Raw genomic sequence first — 14,537 nt, 5'->3', positions numbered from 1 at the left:
GCCGCTACTCGTCGGGGAGCGGGAAGTAGGAGTCGTCGTCGGTACCGGATTCGCGCCGCACGATCTCCTCGACGGCTTCGGTGTCACTGGGGCCACCGGGTGATCCGGTGCGGATCGAATCCAGGCCCTCGGTCGCCCCGGATTCGGGCAGCGTCGGCTCGGCGGAAGGCCTGGCCCCCACATCCGGCTCCTCTTCGGCCAAACGTTGGGACAGTGGGCGTTCCGTGCGCTGTTCGCCGGCCGTCATGCCGTAGCTGTCGACGCCCGACCAGTCGTCGGGTGGTTCCACGATCTCGTCGCCGTCGTCGTTGCCCACATCGTCGGAATCCAGTCCCTCGGTCGGGGTGAGCAGATCTTCGTCGGATTCGTTTCCAGCCATGTGCTTCGCGTGCCCGCAATCGCCTGCGGCAAACCGCCGGCGGCGCGCGCGATTCGTTTGGTCGCCCGGGCGGCGGGTAGGCCGACGGTGGCCGTATCCAGCACAGATGCAGATCGAGGTGACACGATGAAAGCAGTGACGTGGCAGGGCCGCCGCAAGGTTTCGGTGGACGAGGTGCCCGACCCGCGGATCGAGGAACCGACCGATGCGATCATCGCCGTGACCTCCTCGGGGGTGTGCGGGTCGGATCTGCACCTCTACGAGGTGCTCGGCCCGTACATGAGCGCCGGTGACGTGCTCGGCCACGAACCGATCGGGGTGGTGGTCGACGTCGGCTCGGACGTGCGGTCCCTGGCGGTGGGCGATCGGGTGGTGGTGCCGTTCCAGATCGCGTGCGGGCACTGCGTCATGTGCGATACCGGCTTGCCGACGCAGTGCGAGACCACGCAGGTACGCGAATACGGCAGCGGCGCAGCCTTGTTCGGCTATTCCAAGCTCTACGGACAGGTGCCCGGCGCCCAGGCGCAGTACCTGCGGGTTCCGCATGCCGATTTCACCCACATCCCGATTCCGGCCGGTCCCGACGACAGCCGCTTCCTGTATCTGTCGGACGTCCTGCCGACGGCGTGGCAGGCGGTGGAATACGCCGGCGTGCCCGACGGGGGCTCGGTGGTGGTGCTGGGACTGGGCCCGATCGGGGATATGGCGTGCCGGATCGCGGCCCATCGGGGATATCGGGTGATCGGTGTCGATCGGGTGCCGGAACGACTGCGCCGGGTAGCAGATCGCGGTATCGAGGTGGTCGACCTGGAACAGATCGGCGCCTCGATCGGCGATGTGATCCGCGACCGCACCGACGGACGGGGCTCCGACAGCGTGATCGACGCGGTCGGTATGGAGGCCCATGGATCGCCCGTCGCGGAGTTGGCGCAGCGTTCGGCCGGCTATCTGCCGTCGATGGTGTCGCAGAAGCTGATGGACACCGTCGGTGTGGACCGGCTGGCGGCATTGAACAGTGCGATCGACATCGTGCGCCGCGGCGGCACCATATCGCTGTCCGGGGTCTACGGCGGCATGGCCGACCCGTTGCCGATGCGCATCCTGTTCGACAAGCAGATTCAGCTGCGGATGGGTCAGGCCAACGTCAAGCGGTGGGTCGGCGACATTCTTCCGCTGTTGCAGGACGGTGATCCGCTCGGTGTGGAAACCTTTGCCACTCATCGGCTTCCGCTGTCGGAGGCGCCGCGGGTGTATCACGACTTCCAGCGCAAGGCCGACGGCATGGTGAAGGTGGTTCTCGATCCGGCGGCCGCGTGAACGCGTGGCGCGATTGGGGCCGCGATGTCCGAATCGACCGGTGCCGCAAGATATTTCCGGGTCCGACCAGGACGTACGCAATCGTTCGCGAGACCGGTGCATAGACCCGGGAGGCCCGGGTAGTGCCTCTGATGTGACCGGGAAGTACGCCGGTCGCGATCGAGAAAAGTCCCTACTGCGAAGGAGGTCCGCAATGGCCGACCAGAACAATCCCGGACAGTTCGGCAACCGCAGTGACACCGAGGAACAGGCTCGCCGCGGCGGCCAGGCCAGCACGGGTAGTTTCGGCCGGCGCAACGCCGCCGATCCGCACGAAGCGGGGCGCAAGGGCGCCCAGGCGCAGCCGACCGCGGCCAAGCAGGCCGGTGGTCAGCACAGTCACGGCGGTCGCTGACCCGAATCGCGACACACGGACTCGAGCACGTAGGCCGGATCACGGATCCGGCCTACGCGGCTGTCGGGGCCAGGGCGGCGTGGAGTTTCGGCGGGCGTGTGTGACAATGTCCGGGCTCGGATTTCCGCCTCGTGGGATGTCGAAGAGTGAGCCGGCAGCTATCACCGGATACGGAGGCGGCGGCTATCGGATATCGGCTGTTCGCAACGGCGCCGATCGCGGAATTCCGACGTTCTCGAGATTGTTCCATTTTTGTGGTTAACATCTGGCACCCGGCCTTCGATGCTACATATGTCGTTGATTGTGACGGCAGCGATCGGTCGGTTCCAGCTGTCCGGATCGGGTATCACGCGTTCGGCCGCCAGCATCGGCGCCCGGCGGCACAAGGATTGACCAGGCGGTTCGGCAACGTAGCCGATTCTCCGCGTAGGTAACGACTATCCCGCGAAACGAAACGGTGTGCGATGGACATCGATCAGCGTTACCGTCAGAGCAGTTCGACCACCATCACGGCAGCGGAACTGGCTACCTTGCTGCACAAGTCCGCGGCGGGGGACGCCGAATCCTTCGCGGCCTTCTATCGCAGCACCAACGCCCGCCTGATGGCCCGGTTGACCGCGATTCTGCGCAGTCCCGGTCTGGCTCAGGAAGTGAGCCAGGAGGTCTATCTGCAGGCATGGTCCGCGGCCGGTGACTACGACGCCGGGCGGGCCAGCCCGATGGCGTGGCTGATGATGTTCGCGCACCGGCGTGCGGTCGACCGCGTGCGCTCGGAGCAATCGCTGGCGGATCGGGAGCGCGCGTTCGGGCGCGGTCAGTATCAGCCCGAATGTGATGTGGTGTTCGACGAGGTGACGCAGCGGCTGGACGAGCGGTCGGTCGCGGGGGAGGTGCACCGGCTGGGGCATCGGCAGCGGGAGGCGATTCTGCTCGCCTTCTACGGGGGCCGCACCTATCCGGAGGTGGCACAGGATCTTGGGATCCCGCTGCCCACCGCGAAGGCCCGGATCCGAGCCGGATTGAAAACGCTCGGTTCCAGACTTTCGGAGAAGTCGCGCGACGAGAAGAAGTGAGGACCGCCGCGTCCCGGTAGTTGGCGTTTCTACCCCCTAGGGGTATATTGCGAGGTGTCGCCCAGCTGGCGGCATCCGCCTCTTCGGCGGTTATGATCTACTAGTTGCGTACGTAAATAGTAGATGTTATCGAGCCTGTGGTCGCGTTCCCCAGCGGTGGGGTGACGTCGGCTCGATGTTCGGCAGCACCGTGCGAAGGTGTTGCGCGACAGTGGCGATCGTGGTGAGGAGGCTGGGTTGGTGGATCGGTGTGCGACCCGGCGCGGACTCCGGCTTCGGATCTGTGCGCCGCTGTGGCCGGTCGAGCGGCGGGTGCGGATGCGGTGAGCTCCGTCCGTCGGTCGCGGCGCGGTGTCGTGGCCATGATCTTCGTCGCCTTGCTCACTCTCGTTGCCCTGCATACCGATTGCGTGGTCGCCGATGCCGGTACGGCCGGTGCTTCCGCATCGTCGGCCGCCGCGAAATCCACACTGGCTCATCTCGGTTCGCATCTGCCCGCCTGGGACGACTGCTGTGCGCACGACAGGCACGTCGTCCTGGATTCGGTGCTCCCGGCGGATCCGGTGAAGCTGTGGCCGCCGGGTCACGTGTGGGATGGGGTGGCCGCGGTGACCCCCGCCCGGTGGCACCGTCGCGCGGCCGCCGTGCGCGGGCCGCCGGGTCCGCTGCCCCGCACCGGACGCGACATTCTGACGCATCTCGGTATCGCCCGCCGCTGATCGGTCAGCGACAGGCCGCCTGCCCGTGCCGGCGGCCGGTGTCCGCTGCCCGCATCCGCACCGCCCACATCGGGCGGAGATACCGAAAGCGACAGTCATGGACGACATCGTGCTCGACCACCCACAGCCGATTCCGGCAGCGCCGATCCCGGCGCACCGTCCGCGCGGCCTGGTCGGCAATACGCCGGTGCTCTGGATCGGCGAACCGCTGAGCGGCCGCGGCCGCGGCTTCTGGGCCAAACTCGAAGGCGCCAATCCGGGCGGCATGAAGGACCGGCCCGCGCTGCACATGGTGCGCAGCGCCGAACGCCGCGGAGATCTCCGCCCGGGAGCGCGCATCGTCGAATCATCCAGCGGCACTCTGGGATTGGGGCTCGCGCTGGCGGGGATGGTGTACTCGCACCCGGTGACCGTGGTCACCGATCCCGGAATGGAACCGATGGTGGTGCGACTGCTGCGCGCCTACGGCGCACGGGTGGAGACGGTCACCGAACCGCATCCGGCCGGCGGCTGGCAACAGGCACGCCGCGATCGGGTCGCGGCACTGCTGGCCACCGAACCGGATGCCTGGAGCCCCGACCAGTACAGCAATCCCGACAATGTGGACGGCTACGAATCGCTGGCGCTGGAGATGGTGCAGCAATTGGGCCGCGTCGACGTCCTGGTGTGCGCGGTCGGAACCGGCGGACACTCCGCGGGCGTGGCACGGGTGCTGCGCCGCAACAATCCGCGGCTGCGGCTGATCGGTGTCGACACCGTGTCCTCGACGATCTTCGGCCAACCGGCCGGCCCGCGTCTCATGCGCGGACTGGGCTCGAGCATCCACCCCCGCAACGTCGACTACGACGCCTTCGACGAAATCCATTGGGTGGCACCGGCGGAAGCGGTGTGGGCATGCCGGACACTGGCCGCCACCCACCACGCCAGCGGCGGCTGGAGTGTCGGCGCGGTGGCGCTGGTGGCGGGCTGGGCCGCGCGCGTGCACGACACCGGCACCCGAATCGCCGCCGTCTTTCCCGACGGGCCGCACCGCTACGCCGACACCGTCTACAACGACGCCTACTGCGACGAGCACGGCCTGCTCGATGCCGATCCGCCCGTCGAACCCGACACGATCGGCCATCCCGCCGAGCGCGTGGTGACCTCGTGGACGCGCTGCACCACCGTCGTCGACCCCCGTACCCTCGACCCGGAGCCCGCCGCATGAGTGTCCTCGCCCGATTCCGCAGCTTCGACCCCGCGGCCCGGTTGCTGATGGTCAACCAGTTCGGCATCAACCTGGGCTTCTACATGCTCATGCCGTACCTGGCCGGATATCTCGCCGGCCCGATCGGCTTGGCGGCGTGGGCGGTCGGACTGGTGCTGGGCGTGCGCAACTTCTCCCAGCAGGGCATGTTCCTCGTCGGCGGCACGCTCGCCGACCGGCTCGGCTACAAACCGCTGATCGTGGCGGGCTGTCTGCTGCGCACCGCGGGATTCGCGCTGCTGATCTTCGCCACCTCGCTGCCGATGCTGCTGATCGCCTCGGCCGCAACAGGTTTCGCCGGTGCGCTGTTCAATCCGGCGGTGCGCGCGTATCTGGCCGCGGAGACCGGTGACCGCCGCGTGGAGGCATTCGCGGTATTCAACATCTTCTATCAGGCCGGCATCCTCGTCGGGCCGCTGGCCGGGCTCGCGCTGCTGGTGACCGACTTCCGGGTGACCGCCGCGGCCGCCGCCGTGGTCTTCGCCGTGCTGACCCTCGCGCAGCTGTTCGCGCTGCCGCCGCGGCGGGCGAGCGAGCCCGCGGTGCGCACGACGGTGCTGCAGGATTGGCGGACGGTACTGGCCAATCGCCGTTTCCTGGCCTTCGCGGTCGCGATGATCGGCTCGTATGTGCTGTCGTTCCAGGTCTATCTGGCACTGCCGTTGCAGGCCGAATATCTCAGTCCCGGCCACGCGCAGGCGCTGACCTCGGCGTTGTTCGTGGTGTCGGGCGTGGTCGCGGTGGCCGGGCAGCTGCGCATCACCGCATGGTTTCGACGCCGGTGGGGGACCGGCCGCGGCCTCGTGGTCGGCATGGGGGTGCTGGCCGCGGCCTTCCTGCCGCTGCTGCTGGTACCGGGCCCGCGGCCCTTCGGCACGGTGGCCGCCGTTGCGGCGCTGTTGATTTCGGCGGCGATCCTCGCTGTCGGGACCGCGGCGGTGTTCCCGTTCGAAATGGATACGGTGGTCTCGCTGTCCGGCGGCGCGCTCGTGGCCACCCATTACGGGTTCTACAACACGGTGGTCGGAGTCGGGATCCTGACCGGCAACCTCGTCACCGGCGTAGTGCTGGACGCCGCCCGGTCGGCCGGACTCGACGCCGTGGTGTGGGCCGGGTTCGCCGCCATCGGGGCACTCGCGGCGTTCGCGTTGGCCGCGCTCGACCGGAGCGCACGCGCGCAATCCGCTGGGGGAGAGGAAGTTCCGGCGGAGCCGGTGCGCGAATCCGCCTGACCTGCGATGGCCGGTACTCGTCCGCCGCCACGGTGGCGGACGAGTACCGGGTCGGTCAGGCGCGCCGCAGTTCCAGCACCGGAATGGTGCGGATCCCTTCGGTTTTGCGGGCGTAGCCGGCGAATCCGGGATAGCGGCGGGCCTGTTCGGCGAAGATCCGGTCGCGGCGCTCACCGGTCACCTCGGTGACCGCCGCCGGGTAGCGGTCGGTGCCGCGTTCGATCTCCGCCGTCCCGGCCGCGGTCAGGTCGTAGTACCAGTCCGGATTGGTCGGAGCGCCGGCCTTCGACGCGAAAACATAGATGCTGTCCGGGTTCTCGTCGTCGGCCAGGTACATCATCGGTGTCACCAGTTCACGGCCGGATTTGCGGCCGCGGTGATGCACCAGCACCATCGGCGCGCCCTCGAAATCGCCGCCGACGCGTCCCTCGTTGGCTCGAAATTCCTCGATGATCGCGGTGTTCCAATCGCTCATGAGCTGCATTCTGCTGTCGAACCGGTGGCCGCGGCGGGAGGCGCGCACGTGGGAATACCGGCGGTGGCCGGTATGCGATGATCGGTCCGGTGTTCGTGATCCGATTCGTGGCGCGGTGCCATGGCTGAGCTGTACGGGCGGGCGGCCGACACCGCGGCGATCGCCGCCCTGCTGGACCGTGCCCGCGCGGGGGAGAGCGGTTGGCTGGTGCTGCGCGGTGAACCCGGAATCGGTAAGACCGCCCTGCTCGACCACGCCGCCGATCTCGGCGCCGACCTGAAAGTTCTGCGCGGCGCGGGGGTGGAGATCGAGGCCGAACTTCCGTTCGCCGGATTGCAGTTGCTGCTGCGGCCGGCGATCGCGCATCTGCCCGCCCTGCCCGCGCGCCAGCGGGCGGCACTGGAGGCGGCGCTGCGCCTCGGCGACGATCCCGGCGGGGATGCGATGCTCGTCGGATTGGCGGTGTTGTCGCTGCTCACCGAACATGCCGGCGATAGCGGGCTGGTCTGTCTGATCGACGACGCGCAATGGCTCGACCGGGCCTCGCTGGACACGATCCTGTTCGTCGCCCGGCGGTTGTACGCGGAGGGGGTCGTGATCATCCTCGCCGCCCGCGACGGTGCCGCGTTCGCACGGTCCGCGGATCTGCCCGAACGCCGCATCGCCGGGCTCGACTCCGACGCCGCCGCCGCGCTGCTCGACCGCCGCGAACTGCCCGCAGGGGTGCGCCGGCAGGTCCTGTCCGAGGCACAGGGCAATCCGCTGGCCTTGCTCGAATTGGCCGACGCCGCACGCGACGAACGTCCCGGCGCGGCCCATCCCGGTGCACTGGCGTTGACCGACCGCCTGCAACTGGCCTTCCACGGACAGGTCAGCCGTCTGCCGAAATCGACACAGGACGTGCTGCTGATCGTCGCGGCCGAGGAGTCCGGCGAAGTGTCGGCGGTCCTGCGCGCGGCGGCCGCCGTCGGCGCCGGAATCGACGATCTGGCCCCGGCCGAGGAGGCGGGACTGTTGGTGCGCGGCGAGACGGCGGAGACGATCGCCTTCCGTCATCCGCTGCTACGCGCCGCCGTCTACCAGCGAGCGCCGCTGGGACAGCGAGTGGCCGCCCACCGTGCGCTGGCGGCCGCGCTCGACGGCCCCGCCGACGCGGACCGCCGTGCCTGGCACGCGGCCGCGGCGGCCACCGGCCCGGACGCGGAAGTCGCTGCGGCCCTGGAGGATACCGCCGCTCGCGCGCTCGCCCGCAGTGGCCACGAGGCGGCCGCCGCGGCCTACGAACGCGCCGCCCGGCTCACCGCGGACTCCGGACTGCGCGCGCATCGTGAGGCGCTGGCCGCCCAGTCCGCGTTGAACGCGGGTGATCTGGAACGGGCCGCGGGGCTCGCGCGCCGGGTGGCCGGAAGAGCCGGTGCGACAGCGGACTTGCGGGCTCGGGTCGCGCACGTCGAAGGGCTCGCCCACTTCTGGCAGGGCCGTTTCGCCGAGGCGGACGCGCTGCTGCGCGCCGGCGCCGCACAGGTCGCCGACCGCGATCCCGCGCTGGCGGCGACGATGCTGATCCAGGCCCTGCACACCGGCTGGTATCTGGGCGAACAGCATGTCCGCGACTGCGTGGCGCAATTGACCGCGGTGCCACTGGCCGGCGCCGATCCGCTGCACCCGGTCGTGACCTATATGGCGAGCGTCCTGGATCGCCGCGACACCGGGGGCGCACCACCGGAATTGACACTGACAGTGGAAGAGTCCGCGCGACGGGGCCAGGTGCCGGATCAGGTGCGGCTGATGCTGTGTGGCGTGGCGATGGCCGGCGGCCAGGACGCCGACGTCTACGGGCCCGCCGAGGCGCTGAGCCGGGAGTATCGCGACGCCGGTGCCGCCGGCCGGCTGCCCACGACCTTGTTCTTCGCCGCCGAGGTCGAGATCTTCACCGGTCGTCTGCGCGACGCGCGAACCACCGCGGCCGAGGCACTGACCCTGGCCGCAGATCTGGGCCAGCGCCAATGGGTCAGCCAGCTCAGCAGCGTTCTCGCGCATATCCACGCCGCCGAGGGCGACGCGGACCGATGCCGCCACTACGCCGAGGCCGGACTCGCCGACAGCACGCCCGGATCCGTCTCTCCCGGTGCGGCGTGGGCGCATTGGTCGCTGGGGTTGCTCGAACTGGGTTCGGGCCGGGCCGAATCGGCGCTGTCGCTTTTCGAGCGGCTGACCCGGGATCCGCTGCGCCATCATTTGTGCGCGATGCGCTCGATCCCCGATCTGGTCGAGGCGGCGGTGCGGGTCGGCGCCGCCGATCGGGCCGAACCCCACGCCGATCGGCTCGCCGACTGGGCCACCGCGGTGCGGCAGCCGTGGGCCGAAGCGCTCGTATTGCGTTGTCGCGCACTGCTGTCCGACGACGACAGCGCCGAGGCGCACTACACGCGGGCGCTGAAGCTGCACGACCGTGAGGCACGTCCGGTGGAATACGCCCGCACCGCACAACTCTACGGCGAGTGGCTGCGCCGGGCCCGCCGCAAGAGCGAGGCGCGAACGGTGCTGACCGAGGCGCTGGACATGTTCGACCGGATCGGCATGCGCCCCTGGGCCGAACGCGCCCGCAGTGAACTCGTCGCGACCGGCGCCGCGCCGAGCGGGCCTGGCGGGCAATCGGATTCGCGGTCGCGCGCGGCGGTTGCCGGACTCACCCCGCAGGAGTTGCAGATCGCTCGCCTCGCTGCCCAGGGCCTGTCCAATCGCGATATCGCCGCCCAGCTGTTCCTCAGCCATCGCACCGTCGGCTACCACCTCTACAAGGCGTATCCGAAACTCGGAGTGACCTCGCGCGGCGAACTGAAAACCATTGCGGATCAACTGCATTGACACCCGCGGACATGCCGGAGCCCCGGTGGTGACCACCGGGACTCCGATCTCTACTTCCGGATGCGTGTGGCGGGGAGTAATTGCACCAGTGCGGCGGTGAGCAGGCACAGCAGCGCCATCGGCACCAGGCTCGCGACGAAGGCCGACGCGAATCCGCCCGGCGCGGCGAGCCGGTCGTAGAAGACGATGCCGACCACCGCGATTCCGACCGCGCCGCCGACCTGCTGCGCGGTGGCCAGCACGCCCCCTGCGGCGGCGGCGTGCTGCGGTGCCACTCCCGCCAGCACGATGCCCGGCATCGGCACCAGGGCCAGACCCATCCCCGCTCCCGCGACGATCATCCCCGGCAGCAGGTCGAGCACCGAGCCGTTGCCGCCGAGCTCGTGCGCGGTGATCGCGAGCAGCAGATATCCGGCGGCCTGGAGCACCGCGCCGGCCGCGACGACCTGCCGGCCGAGCCGGGCGGCTGCCCGCTCCGACAGCATCGAGGTGAGCAGGTAGGCCCCGCCCAGGGCGAGGAACAGCAGGCCGGACCCCAGGGCCGACAGGCCGCGCCCCTGTTGCAGATACAGCGCCAGGAACAGGAAGAACGATCCCAAGGTCATCTGGTAGCTCAGCGCGATCGTGGAACCGACCGCGAACGAGCGTTCGGCGAACAGCGCGGGATTCACCAGCGGCTCCCCGCCGCGGGCCGCCGATCGCCGCGCGGCGGTGACGAAGACGGCGATCAGCACGGCGGCGGTGGCCAGTGAGAGCCAGGTCCACAGTGGCCAGCCCTGCTCTCGGCCCTGGATCAACGGCAACACCACCGCCGCCAGCGCGGTCGCGATGAGGCCGACGCCGAGCCGGTCCAGGCGGGTGCCGCCGTCTCCGCGTGATTCGGGGACCAGCCGTGTCAGCACGGCGAGGGTGAGCGCACCCACCGGCACGTTGATCCAGAAGATGGTGCGCCAGCCCAGACCGAACAGATCCGCCTGGATCAACAGTCCGCCGATGAGCTGGCCGAAGACCGCGGCCAGGCCCATGGCCAGCCCGTAGGCGGCGAAGGCGCGCACCCGGCGCGTGCCGGTGAACACCACGCTGATGATGCCCAGGACCTGCGGCATCAGCAGCGCCATCGCGGCCCCCTGGGCGACCCGGGCGACGACCAGTTCGGCGGCGTCACCGGCCAGCGCGCAGGCCAGGGAGGCGAGGGTGAACACCGCCATGCCGAGGCCGTAGAGCCGGCGGCGGCCGTACAGGTCGCCGAGCCGCCCGCCGGTGATCAGCCCGGCCGCGACCGCGAGGCCGTATCCGGCGACCACCCACTGCATGGTGGCGCTGCTCGCGTGCAGATCGGCCTGGGTGTCGGGGATGGCGACGTTGACGATGAAGAAGTCCAGTGTGGCCATGAAGATTCCGGCCAGCAGGACGAGCAGGGTGGCCCGTGCGGGCGGTGCGCTCGCCGGGCGGGGGCCACCGACGAGCAGGTTGGGTGTGGACATGGGTGTTCCTCGGGGATCGTGCTGCGGGACAAGGGGTTCGCTCAGCCCTTGACGAATTCCAGGAGATCGTCGTTGAACTCGGCGGCGTGCGAGGTGTACAGACCGTGACCGGCGGTCGGGTACTCCTTGTAGACGGCCTCCGGCATCAGCTCGGCGGTGCGCCGGCCGGTGACCTCGGCGGGCGCGGAGAAGTCCAGGGCGCCGTGCACGATGAGCGCGGGAACCGTGATGCCGCGCAACGCTTCCCGGTTGTCGCAGTGGAAGACCGCCTGCTGCATCTGCAGCGTCGCCCACGGCGCGGTCGACAGGCACTGACGGTAGGTGATGTCGATGTGTTCGGGGGAGACGTCCGGATTCAGGTGGCTGTTGAAGTAGATCTGCGACTGGCGGGCCAGCCACCGGCCGCGGTCGGTGCGGATGCTGGCCACCAGCGCGTCGAGCATGGCTTCCGGGATGCCGCCGGGGTTGTCGTCGGTGGCCTTCATGAAGGGCAGGATCGCCGCGAGGAAAACCACTCGGGCGACACGGCTTTCACCGTGGCGGGCCAGATATCGGGCGATCTCCGCGCCGCCGGTGGAGTGGCCGACGAGGGTGGCGCCGCGCAGGTCGAGATGATCGAGCAGGGCGCCGAGATCGTCGGCGGTGGTGTCGATGTCGTAGCCGGTGGACGGGCGGTCCGAGCGGCCGTGGCCGCGGCGGTCCAGGGCGATGCAGCGGTAGCCGCGCTCGGTGAAGTACGGAATCTGGTACTCCCACATCTCGGTGTTGAGCATGGCGCCGGCGACGAAGACGATCGGTTCGCCCGTGCCGTAATCCTCGTAGGCGAGGGTGGTTCCGTCGGTGGTGGTGAAGTACATGACCTTGTCCTTTGCGGGGGTGAGTGTCGGGTGCCGGGAGGGGGATCAGGCGCCGGTGGGCACCTTGTCGAGGAAGCCGAGGATCTGGCGGATGCGGCCGTCGTCGCCGAGCGCGGCGACGTCGAAGCCGATCACCAGCGGCTCCTCACCCGGCCGGCCCAGATGCCAGGTGAAGCGGGCGATGCCGTGGTGGCTGTCGATCGGGCCGCCGAGCGTGAATTCCAGTCCGGCGAACTGCTGCTGGACCGCGGCGACGGCCGCGTCGAGTCCGGCGTGGCCGCGCACCGACACCAGCGGGTCGGTGTATTCGGCGTCGTCGGTGAGCAGGTCGGCGATCTGCGCGGCGCGGGCGGCGGGATCGGTCTCGTTCCAGACGGCGAGGTAGCGTTCGACCAGGTCGTTGATGTCGCTCACGGGATTCTCCTTCGTGGTGGTGACGTTCCGACCACAAAGTTATGGAGTTCCGGGCGACGGGGAATCTGTCGCGCTTAAGTACTTTCGACGGTAGTGCCGGGCGGCGTCCTACCGGTCGGCGGCGGGATCGCCGAGCCGCCGCGACGGGTCCAGGGTGGCGGCGGGTTGTCCGGTGGTGATGCTGTCGGCGAGCGTGGCGCCCAGGACCGGGGCCAGTTTGAACAGATTGTGCCCGGCGAGGAAGGTGGCGCCGCCGTCCTGCCAGGCGGCCAGCGCGTCCTCACCCCACGGCAGCCGGGTCACCCAGCAGTGCACATAGCCCTCCGGTTCGGGCGCGAGTCCGGGTAGTGCGCGGTCGACGTAGCTCGCGGCGCGTTCGGCCAGCCCGGCCAGGGCCGTGGGATCGACCGAGCCGCCGTCGTTGCTGGGCACGGAATCGCTGAGTCCGAGCGCGTAGTGAGTATTGCCGGGGAACGCGGCGGCATAGATGCCGGTTTCGCCGAATTCGCCGCTGCTGTCCTGCAGGGTGGCCAGTGTGGCGGGCGGCGCCGATCGCGGGCGGAAGGTCACCCGGACGTGTGCGGACAGCTGCACCGGCAGGGCGAGGCCGAGGGTGCCGGCCAGCGGCGCGGTGCCGCGGCCCGCGCACACGACGACGCGGCCGAAGTCCGAACAGGTTGTGCCGGTGCGTATTTCGACGGTTCCGGTCGCGGTGTGCCGCAGGGTGAGGACGTGGTCGGTGACGAGCGAATCGCGCAATCGTTCGGTGAGCGCGTCGATCGCGGCGACGGTACGGATGGAGCCGCCGGTCGCGTCCAGCATGGCCGGTCCGTCGTAGCCGGCCAGCAGCGGCAGCCGGGTCGCCAGCTCCTCGGCGTCGATACCGCGGGCGTCGATTCCGGGCGTTCGCCGCAGAATCTCCAGCTTGTCCGCCACGCCGTCTCCGAGCGCGACCGCCCCGTCGCGCGAGATCAGTTCGGTGCCGAATTCGCCTTCCCAATCGCGCCAGACGCGCCGCGCGGCCACCGCCATCTCGACCAGCCGCGGATCGGTGTGCGCATGGCGGAAGATGCGGGCCGGCCCGGCCGACTGGCCGCCGCCGGGCAGGCCCGACTCGTACACGGTGACCGACAGCCCGGCCCGGCGCAGTGCGTGCGCGGTGGCCAGGCCGACGATTCCGGCTCCGACCACGGCGACATCGGTTGCGGCACCCATCTCCGCGGACTACCCGCCCACACGGCCCCCAATCCCGGCCGGGTGGGCGCGGTCTCAATATCCGCCGAGCAGCGCGCGGAGCCTGCCCAGTTCCTCGGGGCCGGCGGTACTGTGCCAGCGCGTCGGGTCGGCCGGTCGTCGACCCCAGAGGAACAGCACGCGCACGGCCGGATCGCTCTCCACCGTCGCCTGCCCCTCCGGCGGTACCAACTCGATGGAGTTGCCGTCCGGATCGGCGACGACCAGGACGTCGTCGGTGCCCGGCGCCCGCAGTCTGCCCTCGATGCGGCCCTCGGGACCGAAATCGATAGTCCTGCTGCCGCGGGCGAGCAAGGGCAGCCCCACATCGCGCACGCTGTGGCGAGTTATCCACGGCTGCATGAGCATATCGATCGCCGTGGCGTCGTCGCCGGTCATATCCCAGCGGTGCAGCACCATCTCCTGACGCATGTGCTCGAGAAAGAAGTCCGGGGCGACGGTTCGCCCGGTCCAGCCGATCGCCTCCAGCGGAGACAGCGTGTCGATCACCTCGGCGGTCTCGACGAGTTGTTCGCACCGGTCCACGAACGCCGCCCACAACTCGGCGTCGGGCATCGCGCGGTAGGGCGCCTCACGCTCCTCGAAACCGCGGGTCGGCACCGGGCTGCCCGCCGCGTGGGCGGCGAGCACCCGCGCGAGTTCGGCGGCGTTACCGGTGTTGTGGATCAGGACATCACGGACGGTCCAGCCCTCGCACCAGGTGCCCGCGTCGGGCCGGCGTGCCTGCACGGCGCGGGCGAAGGCCTCCCATTCCGGCAACGCTTCGGCGGCGCTGTGTGAAACCATCGGCATCTCCTCCGACCGGGCCCGCGGCGCCCGGATGTC

At 69.9% G+C, this 14,537-nt stretch carries 14 protein-coding genes; 7 read left to right on the top strand and 7 right to left on the bottom strand.

Annotation, left to right across the window (positions count from 1 at the left end; genetic code table 11):
• Window positions 1-4: 4 nt before the first annotated feature.
• Entirely contained in the window at window positions 5-379 is a 375-nt protein-coding gene (locus AC5592_RS16145; protein WP_063064701.1) for a hypothetical protein, read from the bottom strand.
• Between the two features lie 126 nt (window positions 380-505).
• On the opposite strand from AC5592_RS16145, the gene AC5592_RS16140 reads away from it, so the two are divergent.
• The 6 genes from AC5592_RS16140 to AC5592_RS16115 all read left to right on the top strand — a co-directional run bounded on the left by AC5592_RS16140 (window position 506) and on the right by AC5592_RS16115 (window position 6,360).
• Window positions 506-1,696 carry an alcohol dehydrogenase catalytic domain-containing protein gene (locus tag AC5592_RS16140; RefSeq protein WP_063064700.1) on the top strand — a complete coding sequence of 397 codons (1,191 nt, stop codon included), beginning with the start codon at window positions 506-508 and terminating at the stop codon, window positions 1,694-1,696.
• A 193-nt stretch (window positions 1,697-1,889) separates the two neighbouring features.
• Window positions 1,890-2,090, top strand: coding sequence for a hypothetical protein (locus AC5592_RS16135; RefSeq protein WP_036504209.1), 201 nt, complete (start codon window positions 1,890-1,892; stop codon window positions 2,088-2,090).
• Between the two features lie 464 nt (window positions 2,091-2,554).
• Window positions 2,555-3,163 (top strand): sigma-70 family RNA polymerase sigma factor, encoded by a 609-nt coding sequence (locus AC5592_RS16130; RefSeq protein ID WP_036504207.1) that lies wholly within the window; start codon window positions 2,555-2,557, stop codon window positions 3,161-3,163.
• A 323-nt stretch (window positions 3,164-3,486) separates the two neighbouring features.
• Entirely contained in the window at window positions 3,487-3,882 is a 396-nt protein-coding gene (lpqS, locus tag AC5592_RS16125; RefSeq protein WP_157121926.1) for a putative copper homeostasis (lipo)protein LpqS, read from the top strand.
• A gap of 97 nt (window positions 3,883-3,979) precedes the next feature.
• Window positions 3,980-5,089, top strand: coding sequence for a PLP-dependent cysteine synthase family protein (locus AC5592_RS16120; protein WP_036504205.1), 1,110 nt, complete (start codon window positions 3,980-3,982; stop codon window positions 5,087-5,089).
• Window positions 5,086-6,360 (top strand): MFS transporter, encoded by a 1,275-nt coding sequence (locus AC5592_RS16115; protein WP_063064698.1) that lies wholly within the window; start codon window positions 5,086-5,088, stop codon window positions 6,358-6,360. Before AC5592_RS16120 ends, AC5592_RS16115 begins: the two co-directional genes overlap by 4 nt.
• A gap of 55 nt (window positions 6,361-6,415) precedes the next feature.
• Here AC5592_RS16115 and AC5592_RS16110 read toward each other — a convergent pair whose 3' ends face one another.
• Window positions 6,416-6,844 carry a nitroreductase family deazaflavin-dependent oxidoreductase gene (locus AC5592_RS16110; protein WP_063064718.1) on the bottom strand — a complete coding sequence of 143 codons (429 nt, stop codon included), beginning with the start codon at window positions 6,842-6,844 and terminating at the stop codon, window positions 6,416-6,418.
• Between the two features lie 111 nt (window positions 6,845-6,955).
• Between AC5592_RS16110 and AC5592_RS16105 the strand changes: the two genes are divergently transcribed.
• A complete protein-coding gene (locus AC5592_RS16105) occupies window positions 6,956-9,703 on the top strand; it encodes an AAA family ATPase (protein ID WP_063064697.1) in 2,748 nt (915 codons plus the stop codon).
• A 50-nt stretch (window positions 9,704-9,753) separates the two neighbouring features.
• Here the strand turns inward: AC5592_RS16105 and AC5592_RS16100 are convergent, their stop codons facing one another.
• The 5 genes from AC5592_RS16100 to AC5592_RS16080 all read right to left on the bottom strand — a co-directional run bounded on the left by AC5592_RS16100 (window position 9,754) and on the right by AC5592_RS16080 (window position 14,498).
• The gene (locus tag AC5592_RS16100; protein WP_063064696.1) at window positions 9,754-11,187 is read right to left on the bottom strand and encodes an MFS transporter; all 1,434 of its coding nucleotides are present in this window, start codon (window positions 11,185-11,187) and stop codon (window positions 9,754-9,756) included.
• Window positions 11,188-11,228: 41 nt separating this feature from the next.
• Window positions 11,229-12,044, bottom strand: coding sequence for an alpha/beta fold hydrolase (locus tag AC5592_RS16095; protein WP_036507742.1), 816 nt, complete (start codon window positions 12,042-12,044; stop codon window positions 11,229-11,231).
• Between the two features lie 45 nt (window positions 12,045-12,089).
• The gene (locus AC5592_RS16090) at window positions 12,090-12,458 is read right to left on the bottom strand and encodes a nuclear transport factor 2 family protein (RefSeq protein ID WP_036507740.1); all 369 of its coding nucleotides are present in this window, start codon (window positions 12,456-12,458) and stop codon (window positions 12,090-12,092) included.
• Window positions 12,459-12,566: 108 nt separating this feature from the next.
• Window positions 12,567-13,673, bottom strand: coding sequence for an NAD(P)/FAD-dependent oxidoreductase (locus AC5592_RS16085; RefSeq protein ID WP_063064695.1), 1,107 nt, complete (start codon window positions 13,671-13,673; stop codon window positions 12,567-12,569).
• Window positions 13,674-13,727: 54 nt separating this feature from the next.
• Window positions 13,728-14,498, bottom strand: coding sequence for a maleylpyruvate isomerase N-terminal domain-containing protein (locus AC5592_RS16080; RefSeq protein WP_063064717.1), 771 nt, complete (start codon window positions 14,496-14,498; stop codon window positions 13,728-13,730).
• Between the last annotated feature and the right edge of the window lie 39 nt (window positions 14,499-14,537).

It is taken from the genome of Nocardia violaceofusca NBRC 14427, from assembly GCF_963869435.1.
Taxonomy (GTDB): Bacteria; Actinomycetota; Actinomycetes; order Mycobacteriales; family Mycobacteriaceae; genus Nocardia; species Nocardia aobensis.
This window is presented reverse-complemented; position numbering and strand designations above follow the sequence as displayed.